Annotated in this window: 21 protein-coding genes and 2 pseudogenes; 11 read left to right on the top strand and 12 right to left on the bottom strand. The window is 47.9% G+C overall.

What is annotated here, in order from left to right; all coding sequences use genetic code 11:
• The first annotated feature begins 143 nt into the window (after window positions 1-143).
• Both coaA and H7F26_RS18920 read left to right on the top strand, forming a co-directional pair.
• Window positions 144-1,103, top strand: coding sequence for a type I pantothenate kinase (gene coaA / locus H7F26_RS18925; protein ID WP_003183248.1), 960 nt, complete (start codon window positions 144-146; stop codon window positions 1,101-1,103).
• A gap of 14 nt (window positions 1,104-1,117) precedes the next feature.
• Window positions 1,118-1,501, top strand: a complete 384-nt coding sequence (locus H7F26_RS18920) for a VOC family protein (RefSeq protein WP_003183247.1) — start codon at window positions 1,118-1,120, stop codon at window positions 1,499-1,501.
• Between the two features lie 50 nt (window positions 1,502-1,551).
• Here the strand turns inward: H7F26_RS18920 and H7F26_RS18915 are convergent, their stop codons facing one another.
• A complete protein-coding gene (locus H7F26_RS18915) occupies window positions 1,552-2,790 on the bottom strand; it encodes an MDR family MFS transporter (protein WP_009327942.1) in 1,239 nt (412 codons plus the stop codon).
• Window positions 2,791-2,917: 127 nt separating this feature from the next.
• Window positions 2,918-3,130 (bottom strand): YqzH family protein, encoded by a 213-nt coding sequence (locus tag H7F26_RS18910; RefSeq protein ID WP_003183240.1) that lies wholly within the window; start codon window positions 3,128-3,130, stop codon window positions 2,918-2,920.
• A gap of 272 nt (window positions 3,131-3,402) precedes the next feature.
• Here H7F26_RS18910 and H7F26_RS18905 point away from each other — a divergent pair, with 272 nt between their 5' ends.
• The 3 genes from H7F26_RS18905 (at window position 3,403) to H7F26_RS18895 (ending at window position 5,871) form a co-directional block, all read left to right on the top strand.
• Window positions 3,403-4,665, top strand: coding sequence for a Y-family DNA polymerase (locus tag H7F26_RS18905; protein WP_003183238.1), 1,263 nt, complete (start codon window positions 3,403-3,405; stop codon window positions 4,663-4,665).
• 15 nt (window positions 4,666-4,680) lie between these two features.
• Window positions 4,681-5,019, top strand: coding sequence for a YolD-like family protein (locus H7F26_RS18900; RefSeq protein WP_003183237.1), 339 nt, complete (start codon window positions 4,681-4,683; stop codon window positions 5,017-5,019).
• Window positions 5,020-5,229: 210 nt separating this feature from the next.
• Window positions 5,230-5,871: a FusB/FusC family EF-G-binding protein gene (locus H7F26_RS18895; protein ID WP_016885952.1), complete on the top strand. Its 642-nt coding sequence runs from the start codon at window positions 5,230-5,232 to the stop codon at window positions 5,869-5,871.
• A 22-nt stretch (window positions 5,872-5,893) separates the two neighbouring features.
• Here the strand turns inward: H7F26_RS18895 and H7F26_RS18890 are convergent, their stop codons facing one another.
• From H7F26_RS18890 to nikA, 6 genes are read right to left on the bottom strand one after another with little or no spacing between them, the layout of a single operon-like run.
• Window positions 5,894-7,252 carry an MATE family efflux transporter gene (locus H7F26_RS18890; protein ID WP_016885953.1) on the bottom strand — a complete coding sequence of 453 codons (1,359 nt, stop codon included), beginning with the start codon at window positions 7,250-7,252 and terminating at the stop codon, window positions 5,894-5,896.
• 15 nt (window positions 7,253-7,267) lie between these two features.
• Complete coding sequence (locus H7F26_RS18885) at window positions 7,268-8,053, bottom strand: ABC transporter ATP-binding protein (RefSeq protein WP_011198093.1); 786 nt, start codon at window positions 8,051-8,053, stop codon at window positions 7,268-7,270.
• On the bottom strand, window positions 8,053-8,895 hold the full coding sequence (locus H7F26_RS18880) for an ATP-binding cassette domain-containing protein (protein WP_003183230.1): 843 nt from the start codon (window positions 8,893-8,895) through the stop codon (window positions 8,053-8,055). Before H7F26_RS18880 ends, H7F26_RS18885 begins: the two co-directional genes overlap by 1 nt.
• Before the next feature lies 1 nt (window position 8,896).
• Window positions 8,897-9,718 carry a nickel transporter permease gene (gene nikC, locus H7F26_RS18875; protein WP_016885954.1) on the bottom strand — a complete coding sequence of 274 codons (822 nt, stop codon included), beginning with the start codon at window positions 9,716-9,718 and terminating at the stop codon, window positions 8,897-8,899.
• Window positions 9,715-10,656 (bottom strand): nickel ABC transporter permease, encoded by a 942-nt coding sequence (gene nikB, locus H7F26_RS18870; RefSeq protein ID WP_016885955.1) that lies wholly within the window; start codon window positions 10,654-10,656, stop codon window positions 9,715-9,717. The genes nikC and nikB overlap by 4 nt, the downstream gene beginning before the upstream one ends.
• Window positions 10,653-12,182: a nickel ABC transporter substrate-binding protein gene (nikA, locus tag H7F26_RS18865; protein WP_017473925.1), complete on the bottom strand. Its 1,530-nt coding sequence runs from the start codon at window positions 12,180-12,182 to the stop codon at window positions 10,653-10,655. The genes nikB and nikA overlap by 4 nt, the downstream gene beginning before the upstream one ends.
• A gap of 269 nt (window positions 12,183-12,451) precedes the next feature.
• Between nikA and H7F26_RS18860 the strand changes: the two genes are divergently transcribed.
• The gene (locus H7F26_RS18860) at window positions 12,452-12,664 is read left to right on the top strand and encodes a hypothetical protein (protein ID WP_003183222.1); all 213 of its coding nucleotides are present in this window, start codon (window positions 12,452-12,454) and stop codon (window positions 12,662-12,664) included.
• A gap of 145 nt (window positions 12,665-12,809) precedes the next feature.
• Here the strand turns inward: H7F26_RS18860 and H7F26_RS18855 are convergent, their stop codons facing one another.
• Window positions 12,810-13,424, bottom strand: a complete 615-nt coding sequence (locus H7F26_RS18855; RefSeq protein ID WP_003183220.1) for an esterase/lipase family protein — start codon at window positions 13,422-13,424, stop codon at window positions 12,810-12,812.
• A 567-nt stretch (window positions 13,425-13,991) separates the two neighbouring features.
• On the opposite strand from H7F26_RS18855, the gene H7F26_RS18850 reads away from it, so the two are divergent.
• Entirely contained in the window at window positions 13,992-14,360 is a 369-nt protein-coding gene (locus H7F26_RS18850) for an antibiotic biosynthesis monooxygenase family protein (protein ID WP_017473926.1), read from the top strand.
• Window positions 14,357-15,327 (top strand): annotated as a pseudogene (locus H7F26_RS18845) (GNAT family N-acetyltransferase). Before H7F26_RS18850 ends, H7F26_RS18845 begins: the two are co-directional and overlap by 4 nt.
• Before the next feature lie 15 nt (window positions 15,328-15,342).
• On the opposite strand, the pseudogene H7F26_RS18840 reads toward H7F26_RS18845, so the two are convergent.
• Window positions 15,343-15,539, bottom strand: a pseudogene (locus H7F26_RS18840) (CDGSH iron-sulfur domain-containing protein).
• 108 nt (window positions 15,540-15,647) lie between these two features.
• Between H7F26_RS18840 and H7F26_RS18835 the strand changes: the two are divergent.
• Window positions 15,648-15,971 (top strand): iron-sulfur cluster biosynthesis family protein, encoded by a 324-nt coding sequence (locus H7F26_RS18835; protein WP_003183213.1) that lies wholly within the window; start codon window positions 15,648-15,650, stop codon window positions 15,969-15,971.
• A 13-nt stretch (window positions 15,972-15,984) separates the two neighbouring features.
• Window positions 15,985-16,224, top strand: coding sequence for a YqkC family protein (locus tag H7F26_RS18830; protein WP_003183211.1), 240 nt, complete (start codon window positions 15,985-15,987; stop codon window positions 16,222-16,224).
• A 23-nt stretch (window positions 16,225-16,247) separates the two neighbouring features.
• On the opposite strand, the gene H7F26_RS18825 is transcribed toward H7F26_RS18830, so the two are convergent.
• The gene (locus H7F26_RS18825) at window positions 16,248-17,177 is read right to left on the bottom strand and encodes an alpha/beta hydrolase (RefSeq protein WP_003183209.1); all 930 of its coding nucleotides are present in this window, start codon (window positions 17,175-17,177) and stop codon (window positions 16,248-16,250) included.
• Between the two features lie 156 nt (window positions 17,178-17,333).
• Between H7F26_RS18825 and H7F26_RS18820 the strand changes: the two genes are divergently transcribed.
• The gene (locus tag H7F26_RS18820) at window positions 17,334-17,567 is read left to right on the top strand and encodes a YqkE family protein (RefSeq protein ID WP_003183207.1); all 234 of its coding nucleotides are present in this window, start codon (window positions 17,334-17,336) and stop codon (window positions 17,565-17,567) included.
• A 42-nt stretch (window positions 17,568-17,609) separates the two neighbouring features.
• On the opposite strand, the gene H7F26_RS18815 is transcribed toward H7F26_RS18820, so the two are convergent.
• The gene (locus H7F26_RS18815; protein WP_017473929.1) at window positions 17,610-18,530 is read right to left on the bottom strand and encodes an aldo/keto reductase; all 921 of its coding nucleotides are present in this window, start codon (window positions 18,528-18,530) and stop codon (window positions 17,610-17,612) included.
• Window positions 18,531-18,574: the final 44 nt, after the last annotated feature.

Here is an 18,574-nt window from a genome sequence, read left to right as displayed (position 1 = left end):
CCGTCTCTGGAGGAAGACGGTTTTTTTGATTGAAACGTTGTTCCTCGTAAATATTCGAAAAATTCTATATAATAATAAAGCGGTCTCAGAATTCATGCACTTTTTTAAGTAAACAGCGTTTGAACAGAGGGCAGGTGAGAATAGTGGCGAATCAGGATTTGAATTTGCACACGTTATATACGAGTCATACCCGTGATGCCTGGGCAAATCTCGGCGGGCATATGTCGGTAAAGATGACCGAAGAGGAAGTAAAGAAGCTTGAAGGTTTAAATGACTATCTGTCTTTGGAAGAAGTCGAAACCGTTTATGTTCCGCTGGCGAGGCTGCTTTATTTACACCGGGCAACTCAATATGAACGGAACACCCGGGTAAACGGTTTTTTGAATCATCCTCACGCGGCCAAGATTCCGTTTATCATCGGGATTGCCGGAAGCGTCGCGGTTGGAAAAAGCACGACGGCCCGCATCATTCAGACTGTGCTCTCCCGTTTGCAGGAACGGCTGAAAGTCAGTCTGATCACAACCGACGGTTTTCTTTATCCTAATGCGGTTCTGACAGAAAAGCAGATGATGTCGAGGAAAGGGTTTCCCGAAAGCTATGATGTCAAAGCGCTGCTTGAGTTTTTGAACGATTTAAAATCAGGAAAGGAAATTGTCCACGCACCCGTTTATTCCCATCTAACGTATGACAGATTGGAAGGGGTTTATGAAACGGTAGAACAAGCGGATATCGTGATCATCGAAGGCGTTAATGTGCTGCAGACACCGACGATCGAAGACGACCGTACAAAACCGCGGGTTTTCGTTTCCGATTTTTTTGACTTCTCGATTTATGTGGATGCCGAAGAAGACCTCATTATCAAATGGTATCTTGAACGCTTTCGCATGCTCAGGGAGACGGCTTTTCAAGATCCGAGTTCTTATTTCCATAAATTCAAAGACCTCGCGGACGAAGAAGCGGACCATATGGCAAAGTCAATATGGGAGACCGTCAACCGTCCGAATTTGTATGAGAACATTCTGCCTACAAAATTCCGGTCTGATTTAATCTTGAGAAAAGGCGAAGGCCACAAGGTGGAAGAGATTTTGGTCAGACGGGTATAGAAGAGGAGGCTTGCATGATCCATCATATTGAACTGTACGTTTCAGATTTGGAAGCGTCGAAGCGCTTTTGGGGCTGGTTTCTCGGGGAGCTCGGCTATGAGGTTTTTCAACAATGGGAAGGCGGCATCAGCTGGAAAGCAAACGGCGCCTATCTCGTGCTTGTGCAGGCGAAAGAGCAGTTTATCAAAGCGGGTTATCACAGGTGCCGCGTCGGCTTAAACCATCTTGCTTTTTACGCGGCATCCAAAGAGCAGGTCGACGAAATGACAATGAAACTGAGAGAGCGGGGATGCCGCATTTTATATGAAGACAGACATCCGTTTGCCGGCGGAAACGGGCATTATGCCTTGTATACCGAAGATCCGGACCGCATCAAAGTTGAACTTGCTGCCCCTTGAGGCGGGCGGCAGCCGAAGGCCGGCCTTTGTTCGAGCCGGCCTGTTTTCAATTAATGCTGCATCGTTTTTTTCGAACTTAAATTGACTTTTGCTTCATCCATTTTGAGTTTCCGGTAGGCTGCTACCAGGAAAGGAACGCCGCAAATGGTGGCAGCAGACAGGATTGCAAAAGTGAAAAACGGTTTTTCCGCTCCAAAGGTGTCCAGCAGCATTCCCCCCGCCCAAGGGCCGACCACGCTTCCAAGCTGGGTGAAGCCCATAGCCCCAAAGTAAGTGCCTTTCAGCTCAGGCCGGGCAATCCGGTCGACCAGTAAATCCATCATCGAAAAGAGAAGCACCTCCCCGATCGTAAACACGATAATGATCAAGACAATGGACCATAGATCATGGAAAAAAGAGAGGCTGAACAGGCTTCCACTAATCAGCACATTTCCTGCAATCAGCGATAAAATCGGTGAAAACCGTTTGGCGATATGTACGATCGGGTACTGTACGGCAAGAACGGCCAAGGCATTCAGCGTCAGCATCATGCCGAACACTTTCGTCCCGTCTTCAATGAACGGGCTGGCCGCCATGTATTGTGCAAGCGTCGATGTGAAGTGGGAATATCCGAACAAACAAAGAATCGAACCGATTAGCGTAATCGTAAATACCCGGTCTGTTTTTGTCACCTCCAGCGCGTCCCGCACTTTTATACGCTTATTACGCTCAGCTGCCGGTACGGTGTGGTGTTTAAATTGAATGACCAGCACCGCCGCATAAATAAAATAAATGAAAGCCGCAATGAAAAACGGCAGCGTCGTTTTGGAAGATCCGAGATACAGGCCTAAAAGCGGGCCGAAGACGACGCCGAGGTTGATCGCGGTATAGCGGAGATTAAAGACGAAAAGGCGCGTTTCGGGTTTGGATACGTCTGAAAGCAGCGCTCTTGAAGTCGGTTCAAACAAAGCGCGGCATAATCCGTTTAAGGCATTCATGATAAAGAATGTCCAGACATGATCGGCGAGTGCAAAACCGGCGAACACGAACGTCCAGCCGAAAATCGAGACGAGCATGATGGTTTTCCGGCCGAACCTGTCTGATAAGTACCCGCCATAAAAGCTTGCCGCAATTCCGATCAGAGAGCTCGCTGCAATGACAGCTCCCGCAAAGCCGGAAGAGGCGCCTTTCACTTGTGTCAAATAAATTGCTAAAAAAGGGATGCTCATGGCTGTTCCCATGCGTCCGAAAATGGTTCCGACAATAATGGTCCAGCTGAGCGGGTGGATGTTCTGCCATTTTTGTTTCATGATAAACTCTCCGTTACGTTTTTATTTGTTTATCATACATGAAACAGATGGCGGTGAATAGAGGAATTTCTAAATGCTGGGTGATAAAAGGCTTCCTGTACAAAGGAAGCCGCAAAGAAAAATCGTTTTATGATGAGAACAAGCCTTGATTTGTGACATAATCATAGATGACATCCTCGATATGGGCATGCAGCCCTTCATTCGGCTCCTCGATCCGCCTTTCCTGCAAAGCCAGCTTCAGGATTTCTTTTTCGCCGGGGCTGAGCGGATCGGTTGCAACATTGCGTCCGTACTGCTTCAGCGCCTGTCCGAGCATTTTTTCAATCAGTTTCTCATCCATTTGTCTTCTCCTTTAGGAGCGCTTTTTCTTTTATCTTACTAAGAAAAACTGATGTTCTCAAGAGAGCATTCAATTTGAATCATCAAACTGAATAAGGCGAAATTCCGAACTGGAATGGTCAACCATGTCACCTTCTTTCCAAAGAAGGTGTTTTTTATTGCTTTCCGCCAGGATTTTCTTTGGATAAAATTACGCCTGGAAATCGAACGTATATTCGGAGTATAGTATTCATACACTAATTGTGCGAACATCAGTTCTTCTGGAGGGAGAGTATGGATTACAGTCAATATCCGTCGCGTTCGGTTTTGTGCGTTGATATGCGGAGCTTTTATGCAAGCTGCGCCGCAGTCCTGCTCGGACTTGACCCGATGACTTGCTTCTTGGCGGTTGTCGGAAACACGGAGCGGCAGGGAAGCATCGTTCTCGCTGCTTCTCCGGCTCTGAAAAGAGAGTTCGGCGTTCAAACGGGAACAAGGCTTTATCAGCTGCCGGATGATCCGCGCATCAAGCTGGTCAATCCGAAGATGGGGCTGTTTGTCCGTGTTTCTACAGAGCTCACCCGGCTGTTCTGCCGCTATGTGCCGCCTGATGCCATTCATACGTACAGCGTGGATGAAAGCTTTATTCAGGTGGACGGTGTTGAAAGCATGTGGGGAGACGCCCGAACGATTGCGATGAAAATTCAAGATGATATGGAAAGGGAGTTTGGCCTTCCCTGTGCTGTCGGAATCGGACCGAATCTGCTGATGGCAAAGCTGTGCCTTGACCTTGAAGCGAAAAAATCAGCAGGCGGGGTGGCCGTTTGGGGCTACGAAGACGTGAAAACGAAGCTGTGGCCGCTGTCTCCGCTGCGCCGCATGTGGGGAATCGGCTCCAGGCTGGAAAAGACGTTAAACCGGATGGGGATTTTTACAGTCGGCCAGCTGGCGCACTATGATCTCAGTCGGCTTGAGAAAACATTCGGGGTGATGGGAAACCAGCTCTATTATCACGCTTGGGGCATCGATCTTTCAGCGATTGGAGCGCCGCTCATGGAGGGGCAGGTCAGCTATGGAAAAAGCCAGATTCTGCTTCGCGATTATCCGAATCCGGAGGAAGTCAAGCATGTCATTCTTGAAATGTGTGAGGAAGTGGCCAAAAGGGCGCGCGCCCACCGCCAGGCGGGCCGGACCGTCAGTCTCGGCATCGAATACAGCCGCGATGAGCTTGGCGGCGGATTTTACCGTTCAAAAACAATGGAAAGCCCTTCAAATGTCACGCTTGATCTTTACCATACATGTCTGGCACTGTTCGAGCGGTTTTATGCCGGCAAAACGGTTCGGAAAATTTCCGTCTCTTTGTCCAATATTCAAGATGACACCAATATGCAGCTTGATCTTTTTCGCCCCGATCAGGAAAAGAAGCGGCAGCTCGGGTATGTGATGGACGGCATCAGAGAACGGTACGGCTCAACAGCGCTTTTGCGGGCCGTTTCCTACACAAACGCCGGGACGGCCCGTCTGCGGTCAAAATTGGTCGGAGGCCATCAGGCATAGAAAGGAGAATCATTTATGCTTCGCGACAGAGGCAGTATCAAATGGGTTTCCATGATGCTGCCTGAGCACGTGGAATTGCTCAGGGAATATCATGAAAGCTTTCAAAAAATCAAAAAACCGATCCTGGATGAACAAAAATATGAAGAATTCAATGAAATCATTTGTGAAGCGATGGCAGAAAACAGGTTTTTGCAATTTGCTTATTACCGGCAGGGGGAAGTGAAAACGCTCGCCGGCCGGATTCACTATGCTGACGCTCTGAAAAGGGAGCTGCGGATCGTAAGCCGGGCGGATGAAATTTGCATTTTAAAGATAGAGGATATCATTGAGATTGAATACGATTGTCGTTTATAATGGAATCAGTATTCGGAGGTGGATAAAATGGTAAATGACATTCATTTGCCGACTGCAGCGTCTCATGCAAAGCCTGTTATCTTGAAAGGCGATACTTTGCATGAGGCGGGGTTATAAACAAATCGCCTGACAGAGCAAGGTATCATTTCTGATCATCCGGCTTTGCACCTTATTTTAAAATATAGATCTATAAATAAGGAGCTGGCAGAAATGAAGACACCTTTTATCAGAAATGACCAATATAATTTTATTAAGTTTCAAACGGACAGCCTCGTCCAGGGACATGCGAACATCAATGACGAAAACGTCCTTGACGCTTTGAAGTGCAATGCGCTGGATCAAGTGTTCAACCTGTTTCCTGATCTCAGCAGCGATCAAAAGTCTTTGCTGGAGAAGCTGGCAGAAGTGGAAGACAGCGGTGAAGCGGTGCGCTTTTTAGCTGAATTAAAACTTCATGTGATTCCATTTCAGAATGTAACGGTAAAGACTGCTAAAAAGCTGTTCTCTAAAGTGAAAAAATTAAAGACGCCCGAATTTGAGCAGATGGATTTCAGCGGATATTCCTACCTGGGATGGAACGATGCAGGATCAGGCAGGAAATACATGATTGTGGACGCCGGCGGAAAGCTGACCGGAATCCACGGCACCATCAAATCCAGCAATAAAAAAGGAATCTGCTCGATATGCAACAGGACCGAAGAGATCGGACTGTTCATGGCCCGCGTGAAAAGCGGGAAAGAAACCTATACGGACAGAGGCAATTACATTTGCTGTGACAGTGAAAAATGCAATCAAAATTTGATGACGCTGGATCATCTGAACCATTTCGTCGCACAATTAACGAAAGAATAAACGTAAACACCCCGGCTAAAGCTTAGCCGGGGTGTTTTAATGATTTCGGTCTTTGGCCTGCCTCTCTCGCAGCACTGCGCTCTCCGAAAAGCCGGGTGGTCAGCCCGGGAACAGCCATGCATAAGAATACGGAACGCCCAAGGCTGAATAAAAGAAAAGCGAGCCACAGCCCATGGTTTCCGAAAGCGGGGACAGCGGTAAAAAAGGCGGCCAGGAAGACGAGAACAGCCAAAAACATTGAATTTCTGACCGGGCCTATTTCGGTGGCGCCTGTGAAAATCCCGTAAAAAACGAGTCCGAAACTTGCGGCCAAAGGAAAAAGAGCGATCCAAACATCGTAAGTTTTCGCTGCTTCCAGAACGCTTTCAAGCGGTGTAAACAATGGAAGGATCGCATTTCTCAAGAGAAAGTAGCCGACTGAAAGCAGCGCGGCCGAGATCAGCGACCACTGGATCGAAAGGGAAAGCGTACGGGAATAGAGATCCCGATCCATTCTTCCAACGGCTTTCCCGGCAAAGATGCTCGATGCATTGGCAAACCCGTCAAAAACATAAGCCATCAAATAATGAATTTGAATCAAGATCGCATTTGCGGCTAAAATTTCAGCGCCGAAGCCGGCTCCTTTAGCCGTAAATAAATTGAAAACCGTCAAAAGGCACAATGTCCGAATCAATAGATCTCGGTTGACAACCATCATTTTTTTAAACGGTTTCGGGTCGAATAAAAGCTTGACGGACGGCAGCTTAAACGGCATGGCGGCATTCGTTTTCACAAGCCAGCAGCCGATCAGGCAGCCCGTCACATCCGAAATCAAAGTGGCTAGAGCGATGCCGTATACTTCCATGTGAAAGACGTAGACAAAAACGATGTCAAGCACGATATTCAAGACGTTCATCGAAATCTGCAAAAGCAATGTCACTTTGATTAGAGACATTCCCATCAGCCAGCCGAGAATGCAATAGCTGATTAAAGCAAATGGAGCTCCCCAAATCCTCAGCGAAAAATACTGCGAGGCGAATTCAGCGGTATGGCGGTCGGGCTGTATGAGCGTCAGCGCTGCGTATTCAAGCGGTTTTTGCAAGATGATGAACATCAGTCCGGCAAACAGCGCGATGCAAACGGGCCGGGCAAGGGCCAAAACGCTCTCTGATCTGTTTTGGGAGCCGAGTGACTGAGCGGCGAATCCGGATGTGCTTACCCGCAAAAAACCGAGGAGCCAATACATCGTATTAAAAATCATCGTTCCGACTGCAACACCGCCGATGTAAGCAGGGGAGGAAAGCTGGCCGGCGACCGCCGTATCGACCGCACCCAATAAAGGAGTGGTGATCGTTGAAATGATCAGCGGAACGGCGAGTGCTAGATATTGCTTGTGATTCATCTGTTAAGACCCCCCTTAGGATTCAAACACCTGAAGCAGCTTTTTGGCATATGGGTGCCTTTCGGCAGAAAAAAGCTCTTCTTTTTCAAATTGATCGGCAATCTGCCCGTCTTTCATGACCATGATGCGATGGCTCATGAAGTGGACAGCGGCCAGATCGTGGGAAATAAATAAATAAGAAAGGCCCATAGCATCCTGCAAATCTTTGAGAAGATCCAGGATCTTCGCCTGACTGGTGACATCCAGGCTTGCTGTAGGCTCATCAAAGATGATTAAAGACGGATGAGTGCTGATGGCTCTGGCGATCAAGGCCCGCTGGCGCTGCCCGCCGCTTAATTCGTGCGGATAGCGGTCAAGGAGGCGCGAGGGAAGGCCGACCATTGAGAACAGACGCTCAGCCGTCAGACGGCGGCTGCCTCGGAAGTCCCTTAAAAATGACGGCATGTCTTGTTTGGAAACATCAAGCGGCTCCATAACTGAATCGATAATATTGAGCTTTGGATTGAATGATGCAGCTGGATTTTGGAAAACAGCCTGCAGTTTTCGACGCAGTCTCCGGGTCTCTTTTTTGTTTATGCCGGTAAGCGGATGTTGATGAAGCCTAATCTCTCCGTGATCGATTTTTTCGAGCAGCAAAAGGCAGCGTGCGAGGGTGCTTTTCCCGCTGCCGCTCTCGCCGGCGAGCCCGAGGCATTCGCCTTTTCGAATGGAGAATGATACGTTGTCAACCGCTTTGTGGCCGCAAGCGTAATGTTTTGTCAAATTGCTGACAAAAAGAACGGTCTCTGCAGAATGGGTCATCACGCACCTCCTGTTCCCGCCAGCACCGCTTCCTTTGTTTCAGGCGGGGCTGCCGTCAGCCTTGGCGGAGGATTTTTCAGCGGCGGGATGGCCGCGAATAAACACCTCGTATATTCATGTGCCGGCTGTCTAATTAAATCAGCGGTTAAGCCGCTTTCGACGATTTCTCCGTTTTGCATGACGGCGGTTTGATCGGCGTATCTTTTGACAAGCCGCAGGTCATGAGTGATAAAAAGGATGGCGCAGTTTGTTTTGGCGCGCATCGCGGCGAGCTGTTGCAAGACGTCCGCGGCCGTGATGCTGTCTAAAGCCGTCGTCGGTTCGTCTGCGATGAGAAGCTTGGGGCGGAGCACCATCGCTTGAGCAATCGCGGCCCTTTGCAGCTGCCCTCCGCTCAATTGAAACGGGTAGCTTTCATATACTCTGTTTTCCGGCAGAGAAACCTCCCGAAAAGCATGGAGAATCGCTTCTCTTCGCTTATTCTTAGACCAACCTGTATGCGTTTTGACCATTTCGTCAATTTGTTTGCCGATCCGTATAAAAGGGGTGAATGCTCCGTGACAGTCCTGAAAAATACAGGCGATATCCTTTCCGCGCACGCGTCGGAGTGCTTTGCGTCCGGCTTGAAGCATCTGTTGGCCTTCAAATATCACGTCTCCGCCGGTCACCGTTAGTCCGTCCGGAAGCAGCCCGGCTATGGCCGAAGCGGTCAGGCTCTTTCCGCTGCCGCTTTCCCCGAGCAGCGCGAACCATTCCCCTTCATGAATCGAGAAGGAGGCATTTTTGACAATGGTGTGCTGCCGGGAGCTGATTGATAAGTCCTCAATGGATAACATCGGCATGCTAAGAAACTCCTTTCTTGTGTTTGACGTCAAACCTGTCCCTTAAACGATCACCGTACAGGTTGGACAACAGAACGATGAACATGATCGCAAGACCGGGAATCACCATAAGCTGAGGCGCATGCAAGAAGTAATGTTTTCCGTCGTTCAGCATGGCGCCCCATTCCGGGTATGGAGGCTGAGCACCCAGGCCGATATAGGACAGGGCAGCAATCATTAACACCGTTTTTCCGATATCAAGTGTCGCAAGTACGGAAAGGTTGCCGAGAACATGGGGCAGCAGGTGCTTTTTTAAAATCGCCCCGGAGCTTAAACCGGTAAGCTTGGCCAAGGCGATGTAATCTTTTTGTTTTTCCGAAAAAACCGTGCTGCGGACCAGCCTTGCATAGCCGACCCATTTGACAGCGACGACGGCCAATATTAAGTTCATCAGCCCCGGACCAAGCAAACCGCTTAAAACAATCGCGACAATATAGTCCGGAAAAGCCATAACCGCGTCAACAATTCTCATCATCATCCGGTCCAGCCGTCCGCCGAAAAACCCGGAGACAAGCCCGACAGGAACACCTATGAAAACGGAAATCAGAATCGCGCCCAAGGCGGTGCCGACCGTCGCTTTCGCACCGGCGACCATCCGGGAAAATATATCTCTGCCCAAATGGTCGGTTCCGAGCCAATGCTGCATACTGATCGGCTGAAGACGGTTGGCCATATCTGTGCGGAGCGGATCGAACGGCAAAAAGAAGGGGACGGTGAACAGCGCCGCGGAAAACAGCAGCACAAACCATAGTCCTGTTTTAGATCGAAATACGTTTTTTCTCATCGGCGACCAGCCTCCTTTAAGCGAATTTCCGGATTGAGGTACCGATAAGAGAGGTCGACTAAAAGATTGATCAGGACAACCGCGATCCCCATGAAAAGAATGTACCCCTGAATGATCGGATAATCACGCTGAACGATGGCATCAACGACAAGCTTGCCGACGCCGGGATATGCAAACAGGACTTCAATAATCACCGTGCCGCCGAGCAGGCTGCCGAGGCTGACCCCGAATATCGTGATGACAGGGACAAGACAATGGCGAAACGCGTGAAAGAAGAAAATTCTCGCCTCGCTGATGCCGCGTGCCCTGGCAGATCTGATGAAATCCTGACCAAGGCTTTCGATCAGGCTTGACCGTACAAGGCGGACATAAACGCCCGACATCGCGATCCCAAGCGTGAGAGAGGGGAGAATCAAATGTTTAAACGTTCCGGCTCCCATCGACGGCAGCCAATTCAGCCTGACGGAAAAGAGATCGATCAGTATCAATCCGAGCCAAAAGCTCGGGAGCGCGGCTCCCACTAAAGCGAGCAAGCGGCTGAGATGATCGATCCACCGATCCCGGTATAAAGCGGAAAGCGTTCCGACCGGCACGGCAATCAGCAGCATAACGAGAAGCGATGCGCCGGTTAGAAGCAATGTCGCCGGGAATTTCCGGCTGAGCTCGTCGATGACGGGTTCGTGTGTTGTATAGGATTTTCCCAAATCAAATTGGAAAAAGCGCTTGAACCAGTTCCAATATTGAATATAAACCGGTTTGTCCAAACCGAGCTCCTCTCTGAATGCCTCGATCTGCTCGTCCGTTACCGCAACATCATCTACGCGAAGCATCTGTTTCACCGGATCACCGGGAGCCGCTTTCATAAACACAAAGCTGATAAATGAAAGCAGGAATAAGAACAGGACCAGTTCAAACAGCCGCTTGGAGATCTGCTTCATTTCGTTTTCACATCCAAATCTTTCGTCAGCATATAATACTCACTTTTGCTCGTTTCCCAATTTAATACACCGTCTCGGTAGGCTGTGATGTTTTCGGGAGTCACGATAAAAGAGTTCAATGTCTCCTTCTCGATCAATTCAGCTGCTTTTTTGGCAAGTCGGTTCCGCTTCTCTTTGTCGATCGTGCGGTTGAATTCCTTAATCCATTTGATCAAGGTTTGATTTTCGATGCCGCTGTAGTTTAAAGCGCCGTTCGGCATATAGGCGGTGTTCAGCAAATAGCTGGCATCGCCTCTTGGCGCGGTCATTGAGCTGTATGTCGCTAAATCCCAGTCATCGTTTTTCGCCAAATATTCATCAATATTTTCGACTTGCTGAATCTTAATCGAAATGCCCAATTCCTTCGCATTTGATTCAAGAATTTGCGCGATTAAAGGCAATTCCGGACGAGACTGATAGGTTAGCAGTGTAAAAGACAAGGCTTTTCCGTCCTTTACGGCTTTACCGTTTTCAAGCTCGTAGCCGGCTTTTTTCAGCTCAGCTTTTGCAGCCTGAAGTCCGCTCGGCTTTTGAACCGTATCGGAGGAAAATGGGAAATCGGCTAGGAAGGGGCCGTCTGCCGGCTGAGCATGTCCGTTCAAAATGCTTTCAGCGATTTCTTTGCGGTTCAGTAGTGCGCCGAAGGCGCGGCGCAGGTGGCGGTCAGCAAGATGATCCTTCTTTGTATTGTAAAGAATCTGGTGAACGCGCAAGTTCGGTACCGAATCAACGGTAATCGACGAATCTTTTTGAATTTGGTCAATATCCTCAACGCTCGGTCTGTAAATGATATCGGCATCTTTTGATTGGAGAGCCATGACGCGGGCGTTTGCGTCTTCATTAAACGAGAATGTGACGTGCTTCAGCTTCGGTTTGCCGTCCCAATAATCGTCATACCGTTCTAACTCTATTTTATGGCCGGCCTCAAAAGAGGAAACTTGGAAAGGTCCCGTTCCGACGGGCTGTTGAGAAATGTTTGCTGCGCTGACGTCAATGATCGATGTGTTTGGATGAACCAATTCTGAAGGGAATTCGGGAAACGGCTCCTTCGTTGTAATCGTCAATGTTTGTCCTTCAGCCTTTATTTCCTTGATTTTTAGGGCGTTCTTCATGGCTTTACTCTCGCGTATCGTCCGTTCTAAAGACGCTTTTACCGCTTTGGCATCCGCTTTTTTACCATTTTGAAACGTCAGATTGTCTTTAAGGGTGAAGACCCAAGTTTGTCCGTCTTTGCTTTTCCAATCTTTGGCAATCCACGGTTCGATGGAAAGGTCCGCACTGATTTTGACGAGTGTTTCACTGATGCCGGCGCGGATAGCCGTATAATTGACATCAAGATTCGGGTCAAGGGTTTGACTCGGAATATTGAAAAGAAAGGTGAGTTTCTTCTCTTCCCCTTTCGCTGAGCCAGCGCCTCCGGCGGAGCAGGAAGCGAGAATGAAGAGAAAAATAATCGGTATGATCATGCGTTTTGCTATGTAAGCCATAAGTTATACCTCCAAGTAGTAATGATTTCGATTTACCTCATAATCATAGGGGATATTCTCATTGTTGTAAACAGGAATATTTGCCTTTATATGACGAAAGTACGAAGACACATTTTTCGGATCCCGTCCGGCTTTTCCATATAAAATAGGTCTGTAAAAAAGAAAGCCCGAATAATTTGAATCAAGGGAGTTAATGGAACGATTTACAGAGGAAAAAAATATGCTGTTAATAAGATGTTCAAACAGCAAGTGAAAGGAGCCAAAAAGTGATGATGATTACAGTAAAAATACGCCATACTGCTGAAACCGAAGGCACAGACATAGGTGACTTCACTCCTGCTGAACTCGAAAGCATCGTCCAGACGATCAGAAAATACGGAGCTTGGCTTTCACCTGATGCCGACACAGATGATTATAAATTTACATTCCAAGACGCTAAATACAATCTCGAACAAAGAGTCTTTGAAATCATAGTGGAGTAATCACATATCGAGGGGGTTGACGGACACTGAATGAACGGTCGGAATAGGCGTTTATTTAGAGTCCTTTTTATTTTGGCAAGAGGGGTGACAATTCCGATCAATGAGGAGCCTTGAAGAAGTTAAGCTCTTCAAGGCTCCTTCAATCTTATTTCCCGCTGGCGGTCAGCCCGTCTTTAATCAAGGCATTTACTTTGCTGCTGAACAAAAGACCGACATGGCTTACGCCTGAGATTTGCACATTGTTTGCACCATCAAGTTTGGAGAGGCTGTTTAAGACGATATAGTCGCTTGTGCTGTAAATCGAAGTGTATGAGATTTTGTCATTCTGAGGCGCCGTGTTTGTAACGAGACGATTAGCGCCCCCAAGGGTGACGACATGTCCGACTTTATCCGCGCCATCCAGATTTTTAATATAATAGAGCGTATTGGCCCCGCCCATGCTGTGGGCGACAATATCGACTTTTGATGCTCCTGTTTGATTCAGCACACGCTTGATGTATTCGGATAATCTCGGAGCATTGTTTATATTATTTCCCGTTTTATCGATAAAGTTGATGGCGTAAAGCTCACTGCTTGTCCAGCCTTGAGATTGTAAATACGATTTAATGCCGATGAAGTTATAATCGGCTCCGCCGATGCCGTGGACCATGACGACCGGATTGTGGGAAGCGGCGGAAGCTGCTGAAGGCCGGAACGAAAATACGGACACAACAGACAGCATGCAAATCAATAGAATAGATAAAAATGAATGACGACGCATAGTTTTTCCTCCTAAAAAAGTAATAAGTTCACAACAACGACAATTCTATAAAACGAAAATATGAAAACGAAGTGTAATTTTATCTATTTTTCATACCCGAAAAAAGAGCAGTATATGAAACGTTTTTTTACCGCTGCGCGCCGGTTCTCTTATAGGGTAAGGAGAGTGAAGCTTTTCTGGGAGAAAGCAAATCGGTTTGTGCTGTTGAATTGGAACTAAGGAATTTTTCCTATTAATCTACTGACGTACGTATTAAAATGGTAAATTAGGATCGGGAAACGGTATAATAAGGAAGCATATCCAATACTGCAGAACACTTTGGCGGATGGTCAGGTACAATGTTGAAAAGAGCGGGTGGATCTTGATGAAAACATGGGCTTTGAAGCTTCTCTCTCATGTGCAGCGTGTGCCGGCTGCAAAGCGGTCCGCTGCATGTCAACAATGTGCCGATTGGTTATCACCAGGGATTTTCGATGGAAAAAAGTGTCCAAGGTTTTCGAATGATGGCAGAACGGATCAGGAGTAAGTTCTGGTTATCAAAGAGCTGTGAATCAAAGGGGGATGAATATGATTTCAAAAACGCCGGAGCCGCCGTATTACGCGGTGATTTTCACATCGGTCAGAACGAATGGGGATAACGGCTACAAAGAGACGGCTGAGAACATGCTAAAGCTTGCCGCAGAACAGCCCGGCTTTTTAGGAGCAGAAAGCGCAAGGGACATGAACGGAAAGGGAATAACGGTCTCCTATTGGGAAAGCCTTGAAGCGATTGAAAAATGGAAGTTTCACGGCGAACACCGGCAGGCGAAGGAAAAAGCCCGAACAGAATGGTACTCTGACTTTGCCGTACGGATTGCAAAAGTTGAAGACGCCAGAATTTCGGAGCGTTCCGGCCGGCCCCCGTCAGATGGCACCAGCGGGGAGGAAATGCAATGATTCAATTGTTAAACCAAAAAGATCCGCATACAGCCCGCAGCATTGTAAATGTTCAAAGGCCGGCTTATGAAAGAGAAGCGGAGATCATTCAATTTCAGGGCATTCCGCAGCTGAATGAAACGGTTTTTGATGTAATGGATTCACGAGAAACTTTCATCGGCTCGTTTGAGGGGGAAGAATTAGCCGGAATCGCTTCCTTCATACATACAGCTGAAAAGCTGACGATCTGCAGGCTGGCCGTTCATCCGGTCCATTTTCGAAAGGGGATTGCAATGGCCCTGCTTCGTTATATATTGATGGTGAAGGAAGCTGAATCGTTTGAAGTGACGACGGGTGCGGGGAATGAGCCGGCAAAAGCGCTGTATCGGAAATTGGGGTTTTCTGAAATTGAACAGTATGAACCTGAAAAAGGGGTTGTTCTTTCAAGGCTTACGCTGCAAGCACCGAGAAAGGTTAAAGTCGTCTCCTATAAAGAAGAATGGAAGGGCGAATTTTTCAAGGAAAAAAAGCAGCTTGAAGCGCTTTTCCGGAATGAAGTCTTGCATATTCACCACATCGGAAGCACGTCAATTCCGGGAATGAGCGCCAAGCCTATCATTGACATACTGATCGAAGTGAAAGATCTCGGCTCCGCCGCCGGCTTCGAAAAGGGGATGAAAATGCTCGGCTATGAACCGAAGGGGGAAAACGGAATTCCGGGAAGAAGATTCTATCAAAAAGGGAGACGGAAGCGTACACACCATGTCCATCTGTATGAAACGGGCATCCCGATATCAGACGGCATCTCGCGTTTCGGGATTATTTAATCTCCCATCCGGAGCGGGCCGAAGAATATGCTGCACTGAAGATGAAGCTGGCGGAGATGTTTCCGCTTGACATAGCAGGCTATATTGACGGCAAAAGCGGCTGGATAAAAGAGACTGAGCGCTTGGCTGAACAATGGGAAAAGGCGGAGGAGGACAGATAAAGCCCCCCTCCTGCTTCAAGCTCTGACACAAGAGTCGAACATTCCTTTATGGCTTCCGTCACAGTAAGGCATTTTCAGCGATTTCCGCATCTGCACAGCGAAAAAGCCGGTTTTTCAGGGAAAGGATTTCCTTCCATGTCGATCAGTTCGACGTCTCCCGTGACCCGGAAACCGCCGTTGTCCATCACTTTAATCTGCACTTTTTTGGACATCATTCCACCTCCGAATCCCTTCATATTTATGCCTGACAGCCGGAAACGATGCGCTTTTTCCCGACCCGTGGTACAATGTCCGTAAACATAACAAAGAAGGATGATATCATGCAGCTTGAAATCACTGCTCAGGCAAGACAAGCCATTCAACGGGCAACAGAGCCTTATCCTGATAAAAAGATCCAGCTCCGCTATGATTCCGAGGGATGCGGATGCGCGGTCAGCGGTGTGCCGGTCTTGTGGCTGACGGACGAATTATCGGGAAGTTGCGAGCCCCTTGAGACAAACGGGCTTCCGATTTATATTCAGTCATCGCAAAAAGTCTTTTTTGATGAAGCGATGACCATCGACTATTATGAGAAAGCGGGTGCGTTGATGCTGAAGAGTCCGGCACAGGTGCTTTCTCCCAGAATGAGTATTTTAGTGAAATAGGGTGGCGTTCGATTTGAATCAAAAGGTAAAATCTTTAAAGCAAACCGCTCAAAATAAAACATGGGCGTCCTTTTTACATCAAAATCATCCGTATACACTCCTTCATTGGTCAATCGGAGGGACAGAGTCCGTCAAAAAGGATGTCTGGCTTCTTCAGGATGAAATGACCTTTGAAACAAAGGAATTTGATACAATTGAGACGGCCATCTCCTGGATCGGCGATCATATGAGCGACATTACAGATATCCTGTAGCACCAAAAGAAGGCGGACGAGACTTATGCTCGTTCGCCTTCTTTGTGCCGGTTTGTGATTTCTTGAAGAAAGTCCCGCACCGTGTTTTTGTAGCTGTTTCTGTTTTGGGTGTAGCTCATTGCGTGCGCTCCTCTTTCAGCAATATAAAGCCGTTTCTTCCCCGGTTTTTTCTCGTAAAGCATTTCGCTTGATTCAGCCGGGATATAGTCGTCGTGCTTGCTGTGAATGAACAGCACCGGTTTTTTGATCTTTCCGACGACGGATAAAGGGGAGACATCACGGATGCGGTAGCCGTCCCGCCATCTCAAAAAGAGGCTGGCGAGCGGCAAAATGAAAGCTCCTGGAAGATGAAAATCTTCTTTCAGCCGGTAAATGAGCTGATCCTCAAATGTGGCAAACGGACAGTCGGCCACATAAAAATCAGCCTCGGCGTCATCCATTCCCGCGTAAAGAAGGGTTGTGACAGCGCCCATCGATTCGCCGTGAATCCCGATCAGCGCTTGTTCGCCGTGTTTTTCCCTCAGCCAATTGACAACCGTTTTCAAATCGTTTTTTTCATAATATCCGTAGCTCGTCGTTTTTCCGCCGCTTGCGCCGTGCCTTCTGTGGTCATATATGACGGCGTTCCAGCCGAGATCCAGAAACAGATTCATATATTTGATTGAATTCAGCAGATTCATCGTCACTCCGTGGCAGATAATCACGGTGTTTTTCGTTTTGTGCGGGTGCACGTAGTACCCTTTAATATTGTAGCCGTAAGAAGAAGCGAGGGTGATTTCTTCCTTCGGGAGAGCGGCGAAAGCTTTTTCGTCATAATGGCCGTCGGCAGTTTCCCGCTCAATAATGTATTGGTCGGTCCGTTTTTTAATGTACATGATTTGATTCGTAAAATAGATTCCGAGCGCAGCAATGAACAGCAAAACCGCTCCGATAGCAGCCAGCCAAATCAACATTTGTTGTATTCTTCCTTTCTTAAATGCTTCTCTCTTTATCATACCACACAACCATTGAGATTTGCCGAGGGGGGCGGCTCCCAGAGTGACGGCTTGCCTGAACTTTTAGATTCCTGATAAACTATCATCACAAACAGGGAGAACGGAGGACAGGAAATGGGAAAGAAAAAACAAGACCCAAATACCCGGCAGCTGCTGAAAGATGCACTCGCCGACGATTTGAAACATAAGCTTCAGCAAATGAAAAGCGAATTGAAAGAGGAGGACGAGAAAAGAAAAGAGCGTGAGAAAGAACGGCTTATCAAGGAAAGACAGGAAAGGGAAAAAAATAAAAGCTTTGAAGAACTCCTCAACGAAAGCGGACTTGACGACTGGAGGAAGTATAAGTAAAGAAGCACCGTCTGCCAAAGAGACGGTGCTTTCTTATTGAATTCATTCGCGATGCGCAGTGTACACGTCGCGTTTTGTATAAAAGCGGAGCGCTTTGATTTCCTGTTCTGTCAGGCTGCGTCCGCCGACAGATTCAACGTTTTCCCGAAGCTGGGAGAGTTTGCTCGCCCCGGGGATGACCGCGCCGACAGCCGGCTGGGCGAGAATATACTTCAGCGCGGTTTCGGTTGCGGATAAATCAGGCGCTGCTTTTTCAATGTCCGCCTTTGTTTTGATGAGTTCATCGTAGGAATATGATAAATAGCCGCTTTTCTTAATCGATGCGTTTGCATCTGACAGGGGTTTTTCTGTCAGAATCCCTTTTGCCAGAGGTCCTCTTGCAATCACGCTGATTCCATGTTCTTCAAGGAGAGAAAGCCATTCCTCAGGCCGTCTGTCCAACAAGCTGTATTGCATCATGACTGTGACGATGTTTGATTTTTTGACGTATTCCTTTAGGACGTTCGGCCGGATCGAGGAAATGCCGTAATGGCGGATGACGCCTTCCTGTTTTAACTCTTCAAAGGCCTCAATCGTTTCGTCGATGTTATCTTCGATCGTTCCGCCATGCAGCTGATAAAGATCGATATAGTCGGTTTGCAGCCGCTTTAAGCTGCGTTTGACGGCTTCTTTTATGTATGCTTTCCGGGGATCCCAGAACCAGCCCGGTTTTCCTTCCTCCCAGCGGTTTCCCGCTTTTGTGGCGAGGATGACATCTTGGCGCCTTGATTTGATCGCTTCACCGACAATTTCTTCGTTGCGTCCAAAATCGTACAGGTCGGCAGTATCCAAGTAATTGATGCCGAGTTCCAAAGCTTCATCCAGAATTGACAGTGCGTGCTTTTTGTCCGTTCCGAGAGACATGCAGCCTAGGCCGACTTCACTCACCTGTAAATCGGAATGTCCGAGCGTCCTTTTTTTCATAAGCCTCACTCCTTTTTTTCTTACTTTGACCGTAATACAAAGGA

Origin of the sequence: Bacillus sp. PAMC28748, assembly GCF_014250415.1 — a bacterium.
GTDB classification, from domain to species: domain Bacteria; phylum Bacillota; class Bacilli; order Bacillales; family Bacillaceae; genus Bacillus; species Bacillus licheniformis.
This window is presented reverse-complemented; position numbering and strand designations above follow the sequence as displayed.